This is a genomic window from Providencia sp. PROV188 (genome assembly GCF_027595165.1).
GTDB lineage: Bacteria > Pseudomonadota > Gammaproteobacteria > Enterobacterales > Enterobacteriaceae > Providencia > Providencia lanzhouensis.
Genome location: NZ_CP097291.1, coordinates 2,388,416 through 2,406,719, shown reverse-complemented (window position 1 = coordinate 2,406,719; position 18,304 = coordinate 2,388,416). Strand labels below are relative to the sequence as shown.

The 18,304-nt window shown below is 45.2% G+C and carries 17 protein-coding genes; 14 read left to right on the top strand and 3 right to left on the bottom strand.

Going from position 1 to position 18,304, the window contains the following annotated elements:
- Positions 1-27 precede the first annotated feature (27 nt).
- The 10 genes from hutC (at position 28) to M5X66_RS10960 (ending at position 10,517) form a co-directional block, all read left to right on the top strand.
- On the top strand, positions 28-759 hold the full coding sequence (gene hutC, locus M5X66_RS11005; RefSeq protein ID WP_187129357.1) for a histidine utilization repressor: 732 nt from the start codon (positions 28-30) through the stop codon (positions 757-759).
- A 311-nt stretch (positions 760-1,070) separates the two neighbouring features.
- Positions 1,071-2,750, top strand: coding sequence for a urocanate hydratase (gene hutU / locus M5X66_RS11000; protein ID WP_036949358.1), 1,680 nt, complete (start codon positions 1,071-1,073; stop codon positions 2,748-2,750).
- A gap of 12 nt (positions 2,751-2,762) precedes the next feature.
- Positions 2,763-4,295, top strand: a complete 1,533-nt coding sequence (gene hutH, locus M5X66_RS10995; protein WP_036949361.1) for a histidine ammonia-lyase — start codon at positions 2,763-2,765, stop codon at positions 4,293-4,295.
- Between the two features lie 115 nt (positions 4,296-4,410).
- Positions 4,411-5,799 carry an amino acid permease gene (locus M5X66_RS10990; protein WP_036949364.1) on the top strand — a complete coding sequence of 463 codons (1,389 nt, stop codon included), beginning with the start codon at positions 4,411-4,413 and terminating at the stop codon, positions 5,797-5,799.
- A 193-nt stretch (positions 5,800-5,992) separates the two neighbouring features.
- Positions 5,993-6,925 carry a 50S ribosomal protein L3 N(5)-glutamine methyltransferase gene (prmB, locus tag M5X66_RS10985; protein ID WP_036949367.1) on the top strand — a complete coding sequence of 311 codons (933 nt, stop codon included), beginning with the start codon at positions 5,993-5,995 and terminating at the stop codon, positions 6,923-6,925.
- A gap of 116 nt (positions 6,926-7,041) precedes the next feature.
- Entirely contained in the window at positions 7,042-8,130 is a 1,089-nt protein-coding gene (aroC, locus tag M5X66_RS10980; RefSeq protein WP_154600215.1) for a chorismate synthase, read from the top strand.
- 176 nt (positions 8,131-8,306) lie between these two features.
- Positions 8,307-9,110, top strand: a complete 804-nt coding sequence (locus M5X66_RS10975) for a TSUP family transporter (protein WP_036949371.1) — start codon at positions 8,307-8,309, stop codon at positions 9,108-9,110.
- Positions 9,111-9,127: 17 nt separating this feature from the next.
- Positions 9,128-9,676 carry an elongation factor P hydroxylase gene (locus M5X66_RS10970; RefSeq protein ID WP_036949374.1) on the top strand — a complete coding sequence of 183 codons (549 nt, stop codon included), beginning with the start codon at positions 9,128-9,130 and terminating at the stop codon, positions 9,674-9,676.
- Positions 9,677-9,706: 30 nt separating this feature from the next.
- Positions 9,707-9,979, top strand: a complete 273-nt coding sequence (locus M5X66_RS10965) for a YfcL family protein (protein ID WP_036949376.1) — start codon at positions 9,707-9,709, stop codon at positions 9,977-9,979.
- A 4-nt stretch (positions 9,980-9,983) separates the two neighbouring features.
- On the top strand, positions 9,984-10,517 hold the full coding sequence (locus M5X66_RS10960; protein ID WP_080675608.1) for a GNAT family N-acetyltransferase: 534 nt from the start codon (positions 9,984-9,986) through the stop codon (positions 10,515-10,517).
- A 228-nt stretch (positions 10,518-10,745) separates the two neighbouring features.
- On the opposite strand, the gene mnmC is transcribed toward M5X66_RS10960, so the two are convergent.
- Positions 10,746-12,776, bottom strand: coding sequence for a bifunctional tRNA (5-methylaminomethyl-2-thiouridine)(34)-methyltransferase MnmD/FAD-dependent 5-carboxymethylaminomethyl-2-thiouridine(34) oxidoreductase MnmC (mnmC, locus tag M5X66_RS10955; RefSeq protein ID WP_270103529.1), 2,031 nt, complete (start codon positions 12,774-12,776; stop codon positions 10,746-10,748).
- A 201-nt stretch (positions 12,777-12,977) separates the two neighbouring features.
- Between mnmC and fabB the strand changes: the two genes are divergently transcribed.
- The 3 genes from fabB to M5X66_RS10940 all read left to right on the top strand — a co-directional run bounded on the left by fabB (position 12,978) and on the right by M5X66_RS10940 (position 15,105).
- Positions 12,978-14,189, top strand: coding sequence for a beta-ketoacyl-ACP synthase I (fabB, locus tag M5X66_RS10950; RefSeq protein WP_036952643.1), 1,212 nt, complete (start codon positions 12,978-12,980; stop codon positions 14,187-14,189).
- Between the two features lie 161 nt (positions 14,190-14,350).
- On the top strand, positions 14,351-14,527 hold the full coding sequence (locus M5X66_RS10945) for a hypothetical protein (RefSeq protein ID WP_154600210.1): 177 nt from the start codon (positions 14,351-14,353) through the stop codon (positions 14,525-14,527).
- 254 nt (positions 14,528-14,781) lie between these two features.
- Positions 14,782-15,105 carry a hypothetical protein gene (locus M5X66_RS10940; RefSeq protein ID WP_036952649.1) on the top strand — a complete coding sequence of 108 codons (324 nt, stop codon included), beginning with the start codon at positions 14,782-14,784 and terminating at the stop codon, positions 15,103-15,105.
- 84 nt (positions 15,106-15,189) lie between these two features.
- Here the strand turns inward: M5X66_RS10940 and M5X66_RS10935 are convergent, their stop codons facing one another.
- Positions 15,190-16,116 carry a LysR family transcriptional regulator gene (locus M5X66_RS10935; protein WP_154600209.1) on the bottom strand — a complete coding sequence of 309 codons (927 nt, stop codon included), beginning with the start codon at positions 16,114-16,116 and terminating at the stop codon, positions 15,190-15,192.
- 102 nt (positions 16,117-16,218) lie between these two features.
- On the opposite strand from M5X66_RS10935, the gene M5X66_RS10930 reads away from it, so the two are divergent.
- Positions 16,219-16,689: a DMT family transporter gene (locus M5X66_RS10930; protein WP_036952655.1), complete on the top strand. Its 471-nt coding sequence runs from the start codon at positions 16,219-16,221 to the stop codon at positions 16,687-16,689.
- Between the two features lie 103 nt (positions 16,690-16,792).
- Here the strand turns inward: M5X66_RS10930 and M5X66_RS10925 are convergent, their stop codons facing one another.
- Positions 16,793-18,301 carry a tripartite tricarboxylate transporter permease gene (locus M5X66_RS10925; protein WP_036952658.1) on the bottom strand — a complete coding sequence of 503 codons (1,509 nt, stop codon included), beginning with the start codon at positions 18,299-18,301 and terminating at the stop codon, positions 16,793-16,795.
- Positions 18,302-18,304 lie beyond the last annotated feature (3 nt).

Sequence of the window (18,304 nt, the reverse complement as noted above, 5' to 3'; positions counted from 1 at the left end):
ACACACATTACTTATTTGGAAATAAACGTGACAGCCGAAAAAAAACCGAAGCTGAAAACTCCTGTTCCATTGTATTTGCAAGTTAAGCAGTCAATTATTGAAAAAATACAAGCAGGAGAGTGGCAAGCCAACGACCGTGTGCCTTCAGAAGCCGAGTTAGTTGTGCAGTTTGATTGTAGCCGAATGACGGCAAACCGAGCCTTACGGGAGCTTACCGCTGAAGGGTTATTGGTGCGTCTTCAAGGGGTTGGCACCTTTGTTGCCGAACCTAAAGGGCAATCCGCTTTGTTTGAAATCCACAGCATTGAAGATGAGATCCTCGCCAGAAATCATCAATACAGCTGCAAAATTAATAAGTTAGAGAAAGTCAGTGCATCAGTCACACTGGCAAAAGAGTTAAATATTTCCCCAGAAACGCCGGTTTATCATTCCGTGATTGTCCATTTGGAGAATGATATTCCTGTGCAAATTGAAGATCGTTTTGTGAATGCGCTGGCAGCACCGGATTATCTGGAACAAGACTTTCTGACCATCACTCCCCACGATTATTTATCCCGTGTTGCGCCGTTGACTCAGGGTGAGCATATTGTTGAAGCGGTAGAGGCGGATGACCGCAGTGCTCGACTTTTGCAAGTGCATGTGGGCGCATCCTGCCTGCAAATTACCCGCCGAACATGGTCACAAAGCCATATCGTGACCAGTACGAAGTTATTGTTTCCCGGTCATCGATATAAACTGAAAGGCAGTTTTTCTTCCTAGTGGTATGAAATAAGACCATTCCGTCGGCATGAGCGCAGCCATTATGGCTGTGCTGACCCCTATCATCCCTAAGATAAATGTAAAATAACTGTGAACTAAATGTGATCTGGTAGGCAGATTTAGAATAAAAAAACATCAGTAAAATCAAAGGGTGTTTTTTTATTTCATTGTTTTTAATGAATAATATTTTTCGTTAGAGTCTGTTTTAGTCATCACAATTGTTAAAAAATAAATTGATCGTACATGTATATACAACTATATCTATAAGGAGACGCAATAAGTCAAACACGCATCTAAGTGAGGGTATATTCGTGACAAAGTTAAATAACAAATATCGTAATATTGAAATTCGAGCACCTCGTGGAACGACCTTAACAGCTAAAAGTTGGCTGACAGAAGCGCCACTGCGCATGTTGATGAACAACCTCGATCCTGACGTGGCAGAAAATCCCCATGAGCTTGTGGTTTATGGTGGGATTGGCCGTGCAGCCCGTAACTGGCAATGCTATGACCAAATTATTGAATCCCTGAAACAGCTAGATAGCGACGAAACCCTGCTGGTGCAATCAGGGAAACCTGTCGGTGTATTCAAAACCCACGAAAATGCCCCCCGTGTATTAATCGCTAACTCTAACCTTGTACCGCATTGGGCGAATTGGGAGCATTTCAACGAGTTGGATGCAAAAGGCTTAGCCATGTATGGTCAAATGACCGCTGGAAGCTGGATTTATATTGGTAGCCAAGGGATTGTGCAAGGTACCTATGAAACCTTCGTTGAAGCGGGGCGCCAACATTACAATGGCGATCTTACAGGGCGTTGGGTATTAACAGCAGGTCTAGGTGGAATGGGTGGCGCACAGCCATTAGCGGCTACATTAGCAGGAGCTTGCTCATTAAATATTGAGTGCCAGCAAAGCCGTATCGATTTCCGTTTAAGAACCCGTTATGTGGATGAACAAGCCACTGATCTGGATGACGCATTAGCGCGCATCAAAAAGTACACATCAGAAGGCAAAGCTGTTTCTATCGCACTGTGTGCTAACGCGGCTGAAGTTTTACCTGAAATGGTTCGTCGTGGCATTAAGCCAGACATGGTTACCGACCAAACCAGTGCTCATGACCCGCTCAATGGCTATCTGCCGATTGGTATGAGCTGGGATGAGTATCGCGAAAAGAGCGTGAAAGACCCACAAGGTACTGCGTTGGCGGCGAAAAAATCCATGGCGGAACATGTGAAAGCGATGTTGGCTTTCCAAGCCCAAGGTATTCCAACATTCGATTACGGTAACAATATTCGTCAAATGGCGTTGGAAATGGGTGTTGAACATGCATTTGATTTCCCTGGATTTGTTCCAGCCTATATTCGCCCACTATTTTGCCGCGGTGTTGGTCCATTCCGTTGGGTGGCGTTATCAGGGGATCCTGAAGATATCTATAAAACAGATGCTAAAGTGAAAGAATTACTGCCAGATGATAAACATCTGCATCGTTGGCTGGACATGGCGCGTGAGCGTATTAGTTTCCAAGGCTTACCAGCACGTATTTGCTGGGTTGGTTTGGGGGATCGTGCCAAGTTAGGTTTAGCGTTCAATGAAATGGTCAGAAGTGGCGAGGTCTCTGCACCGATTGTTATTGGTCGTGACCATTTAGATTCAGGCTCAGTAGCGAGTCCAAACCGTGAAACTGAAGCGATGAAAGATGGCTCGGATGCGGTGTCGGATTGGCCGTTACTGAACGCGCTATTAAATACGGCGAGCGGCGCGACATGGGTGTCATTACACCATGGTGGCGGTGTTGGAATGGGCTTCTCTCAACATTCTGGCGTAGTGATTGTCTGCGATGGTACAGATGCAGCGGCGGAGCGTATTGCTCGCGTACTGCACAATGACCCAGCGACAGGGGTGATGCGCCACGCGGATGCGGGCTATGACATCGCTATCGAATGCGCTAAAGAGAAAAACTTAAACCTACCTATGCTAAAAACACGTTAAGGAGTGCCATTGATGACTAAATTAACTATCCATCCAGGGAAAATGACACTCGACGAATTACGCGTTGTTTTCCAAAAACCAGTGACTGTTGCGTTAGATAAACATGCCCACAGCGTCATTGCCAAAAGCGTTGCGACCGTAAATCAAATTATTGCGGAAGATAAAACCGCGTATGGCATCAATACTGGGTTTGGTTTACTTGCTAACACCCGTATTGCCAGCAAAGATTTGCAATCTTTACAGCGCTCTATTGTGATGTCTCATGCGGCTGGCGTTGGTGAACCACTGGACGATGATCTGGTTCGCTTGATTATGGTATTAAAGATAAACAGCCTTGCGCGTGGTTTCTCAGGCATTCGCTTAGAAGTGATTGAAGCGCTGATTGCACTGGTTAACGCACAAGTCTACCCGTATATTCCTGCAAAAGGGTCAGTGGGCGCATCGGGTGATTTAGCGCCGCTAGCACATATGAGCTTAATTCTGATTGGCGAAGGGCAGGCGCGCTTTGAAGGTCAATGGCTACCTGCGAAAAAAGCGTTAGAAAAAGCGGGCTTGAAACCATTAACTCTGGAAGCTAAAGAAGGTTTGGCACTCCTGAACGGCACTCAAACCTCAACCGCGTTTGCGTTAAAAGGCTTGTTTGCGGCGGAAAATCTGCTGTTATCCGGCATTGTGTGTGGGGCGTTAAGCGTAGAAGCGACATTAGGCTCTCGCAAGCCATTTGATGCGCGAGTCCAAGAAGTTCGTGGTCAAAAAGGTCAAATCGATGTGGCTGCGCTGTTCCGCGATGTGTTATCGCCAACCAGCGAACTGTCCCAATCTCACGCAAATTGTTCTAAAGTCCAAGACCCGTATTCATTACGCTGTCAGCCTCAAGTGATGGGCGCGTGTTTAACGCAAATCCGTCAAGCGGCAGAAGTTATTTTAATTGAATCTAATGCGGTATCCGATAACCCGCTGGTGTTTACCGATAATGGCGACATTATTTCTGGTGGTAACTTCCATGCGGAGCCAGTTGCTATGGCGTCGGACAATATCGCGCTGGCATTAGCCGAAATAGGTGCATTATCAGAGCGACGCATTGCGATGTTGATGGACACGCACATGTCCCAATTACCGCCATTCTTAGTTAACAATGGTGGTGTGAACTCCGGCTTTATGATTGCACAGGTGACGGCAGCAGCATTAGCCAGTGAAAACAAAGCATTAGCGCATCCATCTAGCGTGGATAGTTTACCAACATCTGCTAACCAAGAAGACCACGTTTCCATGGCACCAGCAGCAGGTCGCCGTTTATGGGAAATGGCGAAAAACGTGACAGGCATTTTAGCCATTGAATGGTTATCTGCGTGTCAGGGAATGGATTTCCGCGACGGTTTGAAATCGAGCGAAAAACTGGAAAAAGCCCGTAAAACCCTGCGTGATAAAGTCGCGTATTACGATAAAGACCGTTATTTCGCACCGGATATCGAGGCGGCTATCTCGCTTATTGATCAACATAAACTTGCCACGTTGTTTGCAGCAAACTCGGTTTTTCATTCATAAAAACTTGTCGTTCATATACCGATAGTTCCTATAAGTAAGTGTTTTAGAAGCAGCCGACTATGTATCGGCTGCGAATTCTCTTCGAAACGACTGATAAAAATACGAAGGACACAACATGCAAAGCACATCACAACTTGCGCGTGGGCTTTCTGCGCGCCACATCCGATTTATGGCCCTCGGTTCAGCAATAGGAACGGGGTTATTTTATGGTTCAGCCAAAGCCATTGAAACTGCCGGTCCGGCCGTTTTACTGGCTTATATTATTGGGGGCGCCGCTGTTTTTATGGTGATGCGTGCTCTTGGTGAAATGGCGGTTCGTAGCCCATTGGCAGGATCATTCTCCCAATATGCTAGCCACTATTTAGGTCCGCGAGCGGGCTTTTTCACAGGTTGGACGTATGTTTTTGAAATGCTCATTGTCTGCTTGGCTGACGTGACGGCATTTGGGGTCTATATGAAATTATGGTTCCCTGATGTGGCTCAGTGGATTTGGGTGCTCAGTATTATCTGTTTTATCGGTGCCATTAACCTGTGCCACGTCAAAACATTCGGCGAAATGGAATTTTGGTTGTCGATAGTGAAAGTGGGGGCGATTGTCGCGATGATCGTCGGTGGCGCTGCCATTATGATGTTTGGCTTCGGTCAAGCCTCTGAACATGCGGTTGGGGTATCAAACCTATTTGACCATGGTGGGTTTATGCCAAATGGCATAGGCGGGGTCATCGCCTCATTTGCCGTGGTCATGTTCGCCTTTGGGGGAATTGAAGTCATCGGGATCACGGCGAGCGAAGCCAAAAACCCAGAAGTGACTATTCCTAAAGCCATTAATGCGGTGCCTGTACGTATCTTACTGTTCTACGTATTAACGTTGTTTGTACTGATGTGCATCTACCCATGGAATCAAATTGGCCAAAATGGCAGCCCGTTTGTGCAGATTTTTGATAGTTTAGGCATTTCAGCTGCGGCGAATATCTTGAACGTGGTGGTGATCACCGCCGCCATCTCGGCAATTAATAGTGATATTTTTGGTGCCGGTCGCATGATGTACGGCATGGCTCATGAAGGGCAGGCGCCTAAATCATTCACTAAGTTAACCAAAAATGGGGTGCCATGGATGACGGTGTTAGTCATGGTGCTGGTACTGTTTATTGGTGTGGTACTGAACTATCTGATCCCTGAAGATGTGTTCTTAGTGATCGCTTCGATTGCCACGTTTGCCACGATTTGGGTCTGGTTCATGATTTTACTGGCACAATTTGCGATGCGCCGTAAGATGACGCCAGAGCAAGTTCAGCAATTGAAATTCCCAGTACCGATGTGGCCAGTTGCGCCTATCCTTGCAATTGCCTTTATGGTGTTTATTTTCGGCGTATTAGGTTATTTTGAAAGTACTCGAATTGCGCTGTATGTGGGGATCTGTTGGTTGTTGTTACTCACTATTGCTTACGCGGTATGGGTGAAAAAACCGGAAGAAACCGAGAAAGAAGTCGAAGAATTAGCGTAACGTTTTTAATATCATGATAAACACTGTGCCCTTGATGAAAATCCGGGGCGCGGTTATTTTTAGCGCCAAAATGCGCAAACAAGTGCTTATCTGCGTATTTTCTTACATTAATCTGCTGATTTGTCTTTCACTTCGTGGCAAACTTTAGCCATTCAAATTTTCCCTTTTAATCCACAGGCAGGAGAATCCCTTCTTGGAAAAGATCTTCGTTGATGAAGCCGTCGCAGAACTTCATACCATTCAAGACATTTTACGTTGGACCATGAGCCGCTTTAATGCTGCCAATATCTATTATGGTCACGGTACCGATAACCCATGGGATGAAGCTTTACAGTTAGTTTTGCCAAGCCTGTATTTACCGCTGGACTTACCGGATGAGCTACTAACTTCGCGCCTGACTCCAACGGAGCGTCACCGCATTATTGAGCGCGTATTACGCCGTATCAATGACCGTATTCCAGTTGCCTATCTGACTAACAGTTCGTGGTTCTGTGGACATGAATTCTATGTGGATGAGCGAGTGCTGATCCCGCGTTCGCCAATTGGTGAGCTGATTAACAACCATTTTGTGGGTTTATTATCTGATGAACCACAAACCATCCTTGACCTGTGTACGGGAAGTGGCTGCATTGCGATTGCCTGCGCCCATGAATTCCCTGAAGCTGAAGTGGATGCCGTGGATATCTCTACGGATGTCTTGGCTGTGACTGAGCAAAACATTGCGAATCATGGTTTAGAGCACCGTGTGATCCCAATTCGTTCTGATTTATTCAGAGATATGCCAGACGTTAAATATGACCTGATTGTCACCAATCCGCCGTATGTGGATGCCGAGGATATGGACGATCTGCCACAAGAGTTCCGTGTCGAGCCTGAACTGGCGTTGGCGGCTGGTAGCGATGGTCTGAAACTGGTTCGCCGCATTCTCGCTAATGCTCCGCGCTTCTTAACTGAAGAGGGGATTTTGGTGTGCGAAGTGGGTAACAGCATGGTGCATCTGATTGACCAATATCCAGATATTCCATTTATCTGGTTAGATTTCGAATTTGGTGGTGACGGCGTGTTTATGTTAACCCGTGAACAGTTGGTGGAACATCACGAGCACTTTGCTCTTTATATTGATTAATATATTAATTAATAAAGAGTTGCGTTACTCGGCATAATCAAATAAAACATAATAGTTACGCATAACATCATATTTCTTAACAAGTATAAGAATCGCAAGCAAATAGGAAACAGGGAATGGCTGGAAATTCAATTGGGCAACTGTTTCGTGTGACCACTTTTGGAGAGTCACACGGGCTAGCATTAGGCTGCATCGTTGACGGTGTTCCGCCGGGATTAGCGCTGACAGAAGCAGATTTACAAATCGACTTAGACCGCCGTCGTCCAGGCACATCGCGCTATACCACTGCGCGCCGTGAACCTGACCAAGTGAAAATCCTATCGGGGGTTTTTAACGGTGTGACGACAGGCACCAGTATCGGTTTATTAATTGAAAATACCGATCAACGTTCCCAAGATTATGGTGCGATTAAAGACGTGTTCCGTCCAGGGCACGCCGATTACACATATGAACAGAAATATGGTCTGCGCGATTATCGCGGTGGCGGTCGTTCATCCGCCCGTGAAACCGCGATGCGTGTTGCTGCGGGGGCGATTGCCAAGAAATTCTTGCAAGAAAAATTTGGCATTCAAATTCGTGCATGTCTGACCCAAATGGGCAGCGTAGAGTGTGAAATTAAAGATTGGTCGATTGTCGAAGAAAACCCATTCTTCTGCCCTGATCCAAGCAAATTGGATGCCCTTGATGAGCTGTTACGTGGCTTGAAAAAAGAGGGTGATTCCATTGGTGCGAAAGTCACCGTTGTGGCTGAGAACGTTCCCGCGGGTTTAGGCGAGCCAGTTTTTGACCGCTTAGATGCTGATATCGCTCATGCACTGATGAGCATTAATGCAGTAAAAGGCGTAGAAATTGGCGATGGTTTTGGAGTGGTGAGCTTAAAAGGCAGTGAAAACCGCGATGAAATCACCCGCCATGGTTTTACATCTAACCATGCTGGTGGGATTTTAGGGGGCATTAGCAGCAGCCAGCCGATTATTGCCCATATCGCGATGAAACCGACCTCTAGCATTACTGTTTCAGGAAAAACCTTGAACCGTGATGGTGAAGAAGTTGAGATGATCACCAAAGGTCGCCATGACCCTTGTGTAGGCATTCGCGCGGTACCTATCGCGGAAGCCATGATGGCGATTGTGCTGATGGATCACTTTTTGCGTCACCGTGGGCAATGTGCGGATGTTGTGCCAGCAGTGGCGCCATTCGAATAAGTCATTGACGTTTTTCAGTGGATATTCTTGCTTGGCAAGGGTATCCACTGTGAGTTAAAGGTTAGGATGAAACCTCGATTATAATCCATCCGGGCTGTGATATTGCTTAACTTTCAATAAGATAATCAATAAATAACAAATCTGCATCGTGATAGTTTACTTATCTGGAATGTGAAATGGATTGGCTTACCGCCGTTGCGCCTGAAGTTTACGCTCTGCTGTTTTTTGTCGCTCTACTTGCTGGTTTTATTGACTCTATCGCTGGGGGCGGTGGTTTACTGACGATTCCTGCGCTGCTTTCTGTGGGGATCACCCCTGTCGAAACCTTGGCGACCAATAAATTACAAGCCATTGGCGGTTCATTCTCTGCCACACTCTATTTTGCAAGACGTAAAGCCATTAATTTGCGAGAGCAAATTTTCCCGGTGGTCATGACCATAATAGGGGCAATGCTCGGGGCAATTTTAATTCAATCCATCGATACCGCATTTTTGAAACAGCTGTTGCCAGTAATGGTCATCTGTGTCGGTCTCTATTTCTTACTCACACCCTCTTTGGGTGTGCAAGATAGACCTCAGCGCGTCAGCATGCCAATCTTTGGGGTTGCTGCGGGGATGAGTATCGGCTTTTATGATGGGGCATTTGGTCCAGGAACTGGCTCATTTTTAGCGCTCGCTTATGTCCTACTATTAGGGTATAACCTCGCCAAAGCTACCGCCCATGCTAAATTGTTAAATTTCGCCTCCAATTTCGGATCTTTGATCTTTTTTATTATCGGAGGTCATGTTCTTTGGGTGCTCGGTTTTGTTATGCTTGCCGGCCAAATGGTTGGTGCGAGACTTGGCGCTCGCTTAGTGTTAACCAAAGGACAAAAACTTATCAGGCCGATGATCGTCGTGATTTCACTCTTAATGAGTATTAAGCTGTTAAATGACAGCCACGGTGACGATATTAAAGCTTGGTTTCTCACATTATTTTAAGATGATTTAAGCGTTCCATGACCCAACATCATTATCAGCAACTTATTGATATTTTCGAACAGTGTTTCGGCGAAGAGTACAATACCAAATTGGTAAAAGGGGACGACGAGCCTGTCTATTTACCTGCCGATGACACCACACCATACAACCAAATTGTGTTTGCACATGGCTTTTTTACCAGTGCACTCCATGAAATTTCTCACTGGTGCATTGCGGGGGAAAAACGCCGCCAGCAAGTGGATTACGGTTATTGGTACTGCCCAGATGGTCGCGATGAAAAAACTCAGTGTGACTTTGAAGTGGTCGAAATCAAACCTCAAGCATTGGATTGGTTTTTCTGTGTGGCAACAGGTATCCCATTTAATGTGAGTTGTGACAACTTGGAAGGGGATTTTGAACCTGACCGTATTGCCTTTATGCGCAAAGTGCATGGTCAAGTGATGGAGTACCTCGAAAAAGGTATTCCAGAGAGACCACTGCGCTTTATTAATGCGTTACAATCGTTTTACAATACACCCCCACTTTGCGCGGAACTGTTTCCTTATCCGGAAGATATTTTCGCCTAATAGAATCACTCACTACAGTAAGGATTAAGCATGCTTGCGGATTTTGAAACACGCATACTGACAAAAATTGATGATATGGTTGAACACGCCAGCGATGATGAGCTGTTTGCTGGTGGCTATCTGCGTGGTCACTTAACCCTTGCTGTAGCAGAGCTGGAAGAAGAGAACGAAACCAGTGTTGATGCACTGTATCAGCGCGTTGAGCTGAGTATCCAAAACGCCATCAAAGCAGGTGAATTGACCCCGCCAGACCAAATTTTGGTGCTGGGCATGTGGAAAACACTGTTAGATACCGTGCGTTAGTTTTATGGACTCTATTGACCGCATGTATTCTATTCGATTAGCAACCCATGAAGATGCCCAATTTTTACCTGAGGTAGAAGCGTCTGCGGGGCAGACTTTTGCAGGGCATTCGAAGTTTGATTGGATTGCCCAAGGTGAAGTTCAACCGGAAGAAAACCATATTGAGTGTATTGCGAATGGCTTAGAGTGGCTCGCTGTGGATAATCATGATCAGCCTGTTGGCTTTATTATGGCGGAGCATTTGAGCGATAGCCTGCATATTGTGGAGCTTTCAGTTCAGCAGTCAGCGCAAGGGCAGGGCTTAGGTAAGCGGCTTATTCAGCAGGTTATTGAGTTCGCTCAGTCCCAACAGATTGGTCAGGTTACACTAACCACATTTCGTGATATTCCGTGGAATGCGCCGTATTATCAGCGCCTTGGTTTTTCGATAATGGAAGAGGCGCAATTGACGCGCGAATTGCAAGATATCTTGCAACACGAAGTGAATGCAGGGTTTCAAAGCATTGATCGCTGCGCCATGCAGTTGAGCGTGAATTAATTTCAATATTACTTCGTTCTGAGGGCTTCCAAATGGAAGCCCTTGAGGTTGATGACAAAGAGGGATAAAAGCGTGGTTTTTCCCTCTTTGTGATATCAGGCGAAAATCAATAAATTGATTTTCCTCGTTAATTTTACAACCCAAAAGAGCCATTTCCAAACCTGATGGGTTTGTCAATGGTCTGAGGGCTTCCAAATGGAAGCCCTTTTTCGTTTATGCTTCTTTTGTTTACGCCTCTTTTGTCGTGATTGGACGTCCCGCCAGCAGTTTTCTCACCCAAAAACGATTTGGATGTAATGCGGCAAGCACGTCATCGTCGGCAGGCATTGGCTCGTCAAAAATTTGAGCGGCGAGGATTTCAGCACAAAGTGGTGCAGTGGAAAGCCCTCGTGCGCCTAATGCGCCAAATACAAATAGGTTAGGATAGGCTGGAGAGGGTTCAACAGGTTGTTGACGGTGAAGTTGCTCAGGTAAATTCGCATATTGTTGCATCAGGGCATCGAAGTTAGGAACATTACCAAGTAGTGGCATATGGTCGCGGATCACGCAGCGGATCCCTTGGCGTGACTGTTGGTCAGAGATATCCACCTGCGACGTCCAGTCCACATCCGGTAGGCTGGTGAGCAGCTTTTGCAGATTTTCTTGCTGCTCTTCCTCGGAGTATTCAAGGCTCAAATTATCTCGTTGATAGCTAGCTCCCAAGCAGTGATGCTGGTTTGTAGCATCTTCTGGTGTCATATAACCTTCGAAGCACAGCACAGTTTTTAATTGCTGCAACGTAGGGTTAGTCGGAATGTGGCTGACTTGCCCGCGCACAGGCGTGATAGGCAAGTTTTTTGTTTGCTCAAACTGATTCAATAAATGACCATTGGCAATCACCACGGTTTGATGATGGGCTTTTTTCTGGTTATTGAGTGTCAGCGCCCAATCTTCCCCTGAGCGCTGTAAGTCGGTGACTGACAGACCAAAGTGGAAATTAACGCCTTCTTCAGCGAGTTTTTGCGCTAAGCTTTCGCATAATTGCGCAGGACAGAGCCAGCCACCAGTGGGGTAATAAATACCTCGATGGTTGACATCCACACCACTAAGTTCACTGAGTTGTTGCCTATCTTTACCAACGGCAAATTCTTCTGGCCAGTCAGTTTGCAGCATGTTGTCGATTTTTTTGGTGGATTTAGGGTTATACGCCATTTGGCTTACCCCGCACCATTGCCCATTAAATTCGATACCTTGCGTACTAAGTTGCTGATAAAAACGAGTTGCAAACGGGAAACCACTGACAAAAAAGCGTTCTAAGGCATTATCGTTCCCGGTTAAGAGAGGGTAGACTGCGCCTTGACGGTTTCCAGATGCGTTTTGCGCGACATGCTGGTCTTGACAATAAATCGTGACATTCGCCTCGCGTTTTTTGAGTGAATTGGCTAAGGCGAGGCTGGCAATTCCGCCGCCAATAATCGCGATATCATCATTATGAGATGCAGGTTGACGCGCAAACCAAGGCGCCATTGGGCGAGTCAGATTATTTTCTAGTACTCCCGTCAGCATTTGACGCTTTTGACCAAATCCTTTGGTCTTCATGATAGTAAAGCCCGCTTGTTGTAATCCACGTTTGACAAATCCGGCTACCGTAAAGGTGGCAAATGTACCGCCTTTACGCGCAAATTTTGCCATTGCAGCGAACAACTGTTCGCTCCACATTTGCGGATTTTTGGAAGGTGCAAAACCATCTAAAAACCACGCATCTATCTTATTGTTTAAATTGTCATTAAGTATGGATACTTGCGTATTTACATCACCAATCCATAAATCGAGGGTGATTAAGCCGTTTTCTAAAATAATTCGATGGTTGCCGGGTAGGGCGGGTGGCCACTGTTCACATAATTGCTCTGAGAGCTCAGCTAATTCAGGCCAACAACGGTGCGCGGCGATTAAATCGGCTTTTGATAACGGGTATTTTTCAAAGCTAATAAAATGTAATCGTTGTAATTTTGCATTGGGATTTTCGGCTTTGAATTGATTGAAGACCTGCCATAAAGCGAGAAAATTCAATCCGGTACCAAATCCTGTCTCGGCAATCACACAAGTTTCATCTTGGTGTGTTAGAAATCGCTGTGGAAAATGGTTTCCCTGCAAAAACACATGGCGACTCTCTTCTAATCCATTCTGGTTAGAAAAATAGATGTCTTCAAACTGTTCTGAAATCGGTGTGCCTTCCTCATTCCAACTGAGGTGAGCGGTTTGTACAGCTGTCTTTTTCACGTTTAAGCCCGTTATTGCAAAATCATTTTCAAATTCTAACGCTGATATCACTGTAAGGCTACCGTCACATAAAAGCCTTGTTTGTGTCATGATAAAAAAAATACAAATATTTACCCTGATCGGACTTGTTCAGCGTACAAGTGTAAGCTAAAGTGACACCTGTAATCCCGTAATCATATAATTATAGACATGAGGTAACGAATGAAGCGTGCAGTCATAACTGGCCTAGGTATTGTTTCCAGCATTGGTAATAACCAGGAAGAAGTACTGGCTTCTCTGAAGGAAGGTCGTTCCGGGATCACTTTCTCAGAAGAATTTAAAGAGGCAGGGCTGCGTAGCCATGTCTGGGGTGATGTAAAGCTGGATACTGAAGGTCTGATTGACCGTAAAGTCCGCCGTTTCATGAGTGATTGCTCTGTCTATGCTTACCTGTCAATGGAACAGGCGATTAAAGATTCAGGTTTAGCGGAAGACCAAGTGTCTAACCTGCGTACGGGTGTTGTTGTTGGTTCTGGTGGCGGTTCACCGCGTAACCAAGTCGCTGGCTCTGACGGTATGCGTGCAAAAGGTCTGCGTGGTGTGGGTCCATATATGGTGACTCGTGCAATGGCTTCCGGTATTTCTGCTTGCTTAGCAACGCCGTTCAAAATCAAAGGCGTTAACTACTCAATCAGCTCTGCATGTTCAACGTCTGCACACTGTATCGGTCACGCGGTTGAACTGATCCAACTGGGCAAACAAGATGTTGTGTTTGCTGGTGGTGGTGAAGAACTGAGCTGGGAAATGACCTGTGAGTTCGATGCAATGGGTGCGTTGTCGACTAAGTACAACGAAACCCCATCAAAAGCGTCAAGAACGTATGACCAAGACCGTGATGGTTTTGTTATTGCAGGCGGTGGCGGTATCGTCGTCGTTGAAGAGTTAGAGCACGCATTAGCACGTGGTGCACACATTTACGCAGAAGTGGTTGGCTACGGTGCAACTTCTGACGGTGCTGATATGGTGGCTCCATCGGGCGAAGGCGCAGTGCGTTGTATGCAAATGGCAATGCAGGGTGTTGATAAAATCGATTACATCAACACACACGGTACTTCAACGCCAGTCGGTGATACTAAAGAGTTAGAAGCTATCCAAGAAGTGTTTGGTCATGATTGCCCAGCACTTTCTGCAACCAAAGCGATGACAGGTCACTCTTTAGGTGCAGCGGGCGTTCAAGAAGCGATTTATAGCTTGCTGATGTTAGAGCATGGTTTTATCGCACCAAGCATTAACGTTGAGAATTTAGATGAGAAAGCGAAAGGCTTGAACATCATCACCAAACCAACTGAACAAGCACTGAATACAGTGATGTCTAACAGCTTCGGTTTCGGTGGTACTAACGCAACGTTAGTGATGAGCAAATACAAAGCGTAAGTTTCTTCACTGAAATGCACAAAATAGAAAGCGAGGGCCAAGGCTCTCGCTTTTTTTATGACTCAATTATTGCCGCCACCATAATCATCATTTTATTAAATTACCGTAATGAAAATAGTGCCATGATATTTGCTCTATTAATGTATCAATAAGGAGTTAATATGGATTTCACACGGTGTAAGATTTGGAAAAATGATTTAAAACTTTTGGGTAATGCACTAATTAAAAGTATTAAGGGGCTGTTTCCTGCCAAAGTTAAGCGTGCATTTAATACTAATATCATGTATCCACTTTTTGGAAAGCAAGAAGAAAAGACGATGTTTCCGCGCCACGGCTAAAATATGTTTATATTGGCAAAAACGCAGATAATAAAAACGTTGTTTCGCTGAGTTACACGTAGTATCCCTTTTATTAATCAAAAAGTTTGCCCCGAAATCTTTATGGGGCAAACTTTATTGTTCACGACAACCCGAACTACTCATTGAATATTGAAGTTCCTTCGACGATTATCAGAGTTATCCGCGAGCATCTTACCTTCAAACTGCGTATAAATGCTCAATACATAAAATAGTCAAAAAGAAAGGTAAAAAAGATGGCGTATTGGACGGCGAAGAGTGTTCCCGAATTAGCAGGATTAGAGAGAAAAGAGCAAGGACGCCTATTTCGTCAATGCCTGAAAGAAGGTAAAAAACGCATGGGTGCGAAATATTGGAAGCTCACTGGACTCGCGGTTTTACTTTCCGCTGTATTAGCCTTTATGTTGTTTTTCTTTGGTTTCTTTTCTGGTGGTTTTCTAGGCGGCGCATTGTTAGGCGGTATGATCGGTGCCTTGTTTGTCTTTATTGTACAAACACCAACCATTGATGTGGGTCGCGAATGGTTACGCGAGCAGGGCTATCCGAAACAAGACATCTAGGATAGGTCAAGTGAAGAAAAAGTGAGAGTCAAGGCTTTCGCTTTTTTTATAAATTCTGATAGATAGTAGAAACCCTGCCCCTTGTTAACCCTCGTTTTCGCCATAAAACTTGCGGTCATCTTTTAATTGTTCAGCGATAATGCCTCTAAACCACTCTAATGCTTTATCAGTATCACTACGTTGGTGCCATACCATTTGGAAATCCAAATCAGGAAGAGATAATGGAGGCGAAAATAACGTAAACTTGCCTAACATTGATTGAGGTATCGCTTTTTCCGCCACCGTTAGGATCAAGTCAGTTCCTGTTAATAATTGGGGGGCAATTTGCCAGTAAGGCACAGTCACTGCGACACGGCGCTGTTGGTTAATTAATTGGAGTTGATGGTCTATTTCGTTAGCATCAAAAGGCTTCATACTCACTAAAATGTGGGGATGGGATAGCCAATCAACTAAATCCATTTTGCCTTGTGAGCCGAGTTGATGATCAACCAGACAGACAAATTTATCAGTAAAGACAGTTTGATTTCGTAACGAATAATCCAACGTATTAAATATACCGAATGCTAAATCTAAGCTCCCTTCATGCAATTTATTTTGCATTTCTTCCCGACTACAGTGCCAGATATTGAGATCAATATTGGGGGCATATTTGCGTAAATAAGAAACCAATTTTACCGTAATTAAAGCCGCGCCGTAGTCGGACATCGCGATATTAAAGCGTCTTTGGCAGCTGAGCGGAGAAAACTGTTTTTGGGCAATCAAGTCATCTAACTGGTTTAATGCTTCATTTAATGGGAGATAAAGAGACTCAGCTTTGCTGGTTAATTGATATTGGCCTTCACGGCGAACCAATAATGGGTCTTGAAAAATGTCTCTCAATTGATTTAATGCATGGCTGACTGCGGGCTGACTTTTATGTAAAGCTTCTGCTGCTCGGCTGACATGACGCTCCCGTAATAAGACTGACAACGTCACAAGTTGATTTAAATCTAATTTTCTTAAGTTATTCATCCTACGAATAGTGCCTTATAAAATTGTTCATTTTCCAATGTCGTTATCTCTCTTTACTATGGCAACCAATCAATTTAAGTCAATATTAATGAAGAGGTTTCGATGTCAGCATTTTCAATCATAGGGATCATACTTGCCTTTGTTGCATTATTGGCAGGCGCAGTTGTGCCAATCCAAGCAGCAAGTAATGCCATACTTGCTCGGCAATTAGGTCACCCATTATGGGCGAGCGCGACATCGCTCGTGATCAGTTTAATTGTGCTAATTCCACTATTAATTATTTTTAAAGTACCAAAACCCCATTTTAGTACTGAGTTATTTAATCAACCCATCTGGATCTGGTTTGGTGGTATCGCAGGAATGCTCTATCTCACTTCGGCTTTGATTTTAGTTCCTAAAATAGGGAGTACGACATTCTTTGTTTTGGTGATTGCGGGTCAATTAATTATTTCCGCGCTTATTGAGCAATTTGGTTGGTTTGGTATGAATCGAAATCCCATTCCAATTGAGAAAGTGGTGGGTATCGGTTTAGTGATTCTAGGGGTTTTATGCGTCCAATTTTCACGAAAGTAATGGTATCGCACCTAAGTAATGCATTTTTACTAGGAGGATTTATCAGTAGACCTGCCCCACTTTCATGGGGCGAAGTCTGACAGTCATAACGTACAATTTGGAATTAGGCTTGGGCGGTTTGATGACGACGTTTGCGAATAAGCTTCACAATGGGTGGTAACACCAGAACCAGCACCGCCAGAATTAATAAGCTCTTAGAAATAGTGCTACTCCAGAGAATATTAAAATCCCCATTACTGATAGATAACGAGCGTCGCAGGTTTTGCTCTAACATTTCACCCAAAACAAACCCGAGGATCAGCGGAGATAGTGGGAAATTCATCTTCCGCAATATATAGCCGAAGACCCCAAGCCCCATCATTAACAGTAGGTCAAAAGTGGTGCTGTGTACGGCGTAAACGCCCACCGCAGAGACACAAGCAATCGCAGGGACTAAGAACCACAGTGGCACGGTGAGCATACGAGTGAATAAACCGATGAGCGGAATATTCATTACCAACAACACGACGTTAGCGATAAGCAGTGCAGCAATTAATCCCCAAACGATATGTGGTTGTTCAGTAAACATGCCTGGACCTGGGGTGATGTTATACAGAGTCAGCGCCCCCATCATTACTGCCGTCGTGCCTGAACCCGGAACACCGAGGGTTAACATCGGAATAAATGACCCACAGGCAGAGGCGTTGTTGGCGGCTTCAGGTGCCGCGACACCGCGAACATCCCCTTCACCAAATGTCCCTTTATCCCCTGCAATTTTTTTCTCTGTCATATAGGTGATGGCACTAGCGATAGTCGCCCCTGCACCCGGTAAAATCCCCACAAAAAAGCCAATAAATGAGGAACGTAATGTTGGACCAGCACAGGCCTTGGCTTCTTTCTTGCTAAATAACATTCGACCCGTTTTGCGGATCAATCCTTGTCCTGTTGCCGTGCTTTCTAGCATGAGTAATATTTCACTGACAGAGAACAGACCAATAACCACGACGATAAACTGGACGCCATCGGATAGGTTAACGCTGTCAAAGGTAAAGCGGTATTCCCCAGAGTTGGCATCGACACCGACGGTTGCTAGTGCCAAACCAATCAATGCTGCGAGCAGCGATTTGACAGGGTTTTGGCTCATCATGCTGCCTAAACACGCGATAGCAAAAACCATCAATGCGAAATATTCAGCAGGACCAAATGCGAGTGACCATTGTGCCAGTAAAGGTGCAAATAAAATGATCCCAACAATCGCAATTGTGGAACCGATAAATGAACTGACGGCAGAAATCGAGAGCGCGATACCGCCTTGACCTTGCTTCGCCATCGGATAACCATCTAACGTGGTCATGATCGCCGCGGCGTCACCGGGAACGTTCAATAGGATGGCGGAAATTCGCCCTCCATACTCACAGCCTAAATAAACGGTTGCCAACAAAATTAGGGCAGATTCAGCCGGTAACTTTAGTGCAAATGCCAATGGCAATAGAATTGCGACACCGTTAATTGGGCCAAGACCCGGTAACATACCGACAATGGTGCCGATAAAGCAGCCAATCAGCCCGATCATAATGTTTTGAGGGATCAGCGCGACCTCAAAGCCTTGAGATAAATACATCCACGTTTCCATACT

Bases quoted from the DNA above. Each gene is read 5' to 3' on its own strand.
- M5X66_RS10990 (WP_036949364.1), top strand. From the start codon at position 4,411: ATGCAAAGCACATCACAACTTGCGCGTGGGCTTTCTGCGCGCCACATC.
- fabB (WP_036952643.1), top strand. From the start codon at position 12,978: ATGAAGCGTGCAGTCATAACTGGCCTAGGTATTGTTTCCAGCATTGGT.
- aroC (WP_154600215.1), top strand. From the start codon at position 7,042: ATGGCTGGAAATTCAATTGGGCAACTGTTTCGTGTGACCACTTTTGGA.
- M5X66_RS10970 (WP_036949374.1), top strand. From the start codon at position 9,128: ATGACCCAACATCATTATCAGCAACTTATTGATATTTTCGAACAGTGT.
- M5X66_RS10930 (WP_036952655.1), top strand. From the start codon at position 16,219: ATGTCAGCATTTTCAATCATAGGGATCATACTTGCCTTTGTTGCATTA.
- M5X66_RS10940 (WP_036952649.1), top strand. From the start codon at position 14,782: ATGGCGTATTGGACGGCGAAGAGTGTTCCCGAATTAGCAGGATTAGAG.
- M5X66_RS10975 (WP_036949371.1), top strand. From the start codon at position 8,307: ATGGATTGGCTTACCGCCGTTGCGCCTGAAGTTTACGCTCTGCTGTTT.
- M5X66_RS10945 (WP_154600210.1), top strand. From the start codon at position 14,351: ATGGATTTCACACGGTGTAAGATTTGGAAAAATGATTTAAAACTTTTG.
- hutH (WP_036949361.1), top strand. From the start codon at position 2,763: ATGACTAAATTAACTATCCATCCAGGGAAAATGACACTCGACGAATTA.
- M5X66_RS10935 (WP_154600209.1), bottom strand. From the start codon at position 16,116: ATGAATAACTTAAGAAAATTAGATTTAAATCAACTTGTGACGTTGTCA.
- M5X66_RS10965 (WP_036949376.1), top strand. From the start codon at position 9,707: ATGCTTGCGGATTTTGAAACACGCATACTGACAAAAATTGATGATATG.
- M5X66_RS10960 (WP_080675608.1), top strand. From the start codon at position 9,984: ATGGACTCTATTGACCGCATGTATTCTATTCGATTAGCAACCCATGAA.
- M5X66_RS10925 (WP_036952658.1), bottom strand. From the start codon at position 18,301: ATGGAAACGTGGATGTATTTATCTCAAGGCTTTGAGGTCGCGCTGATC.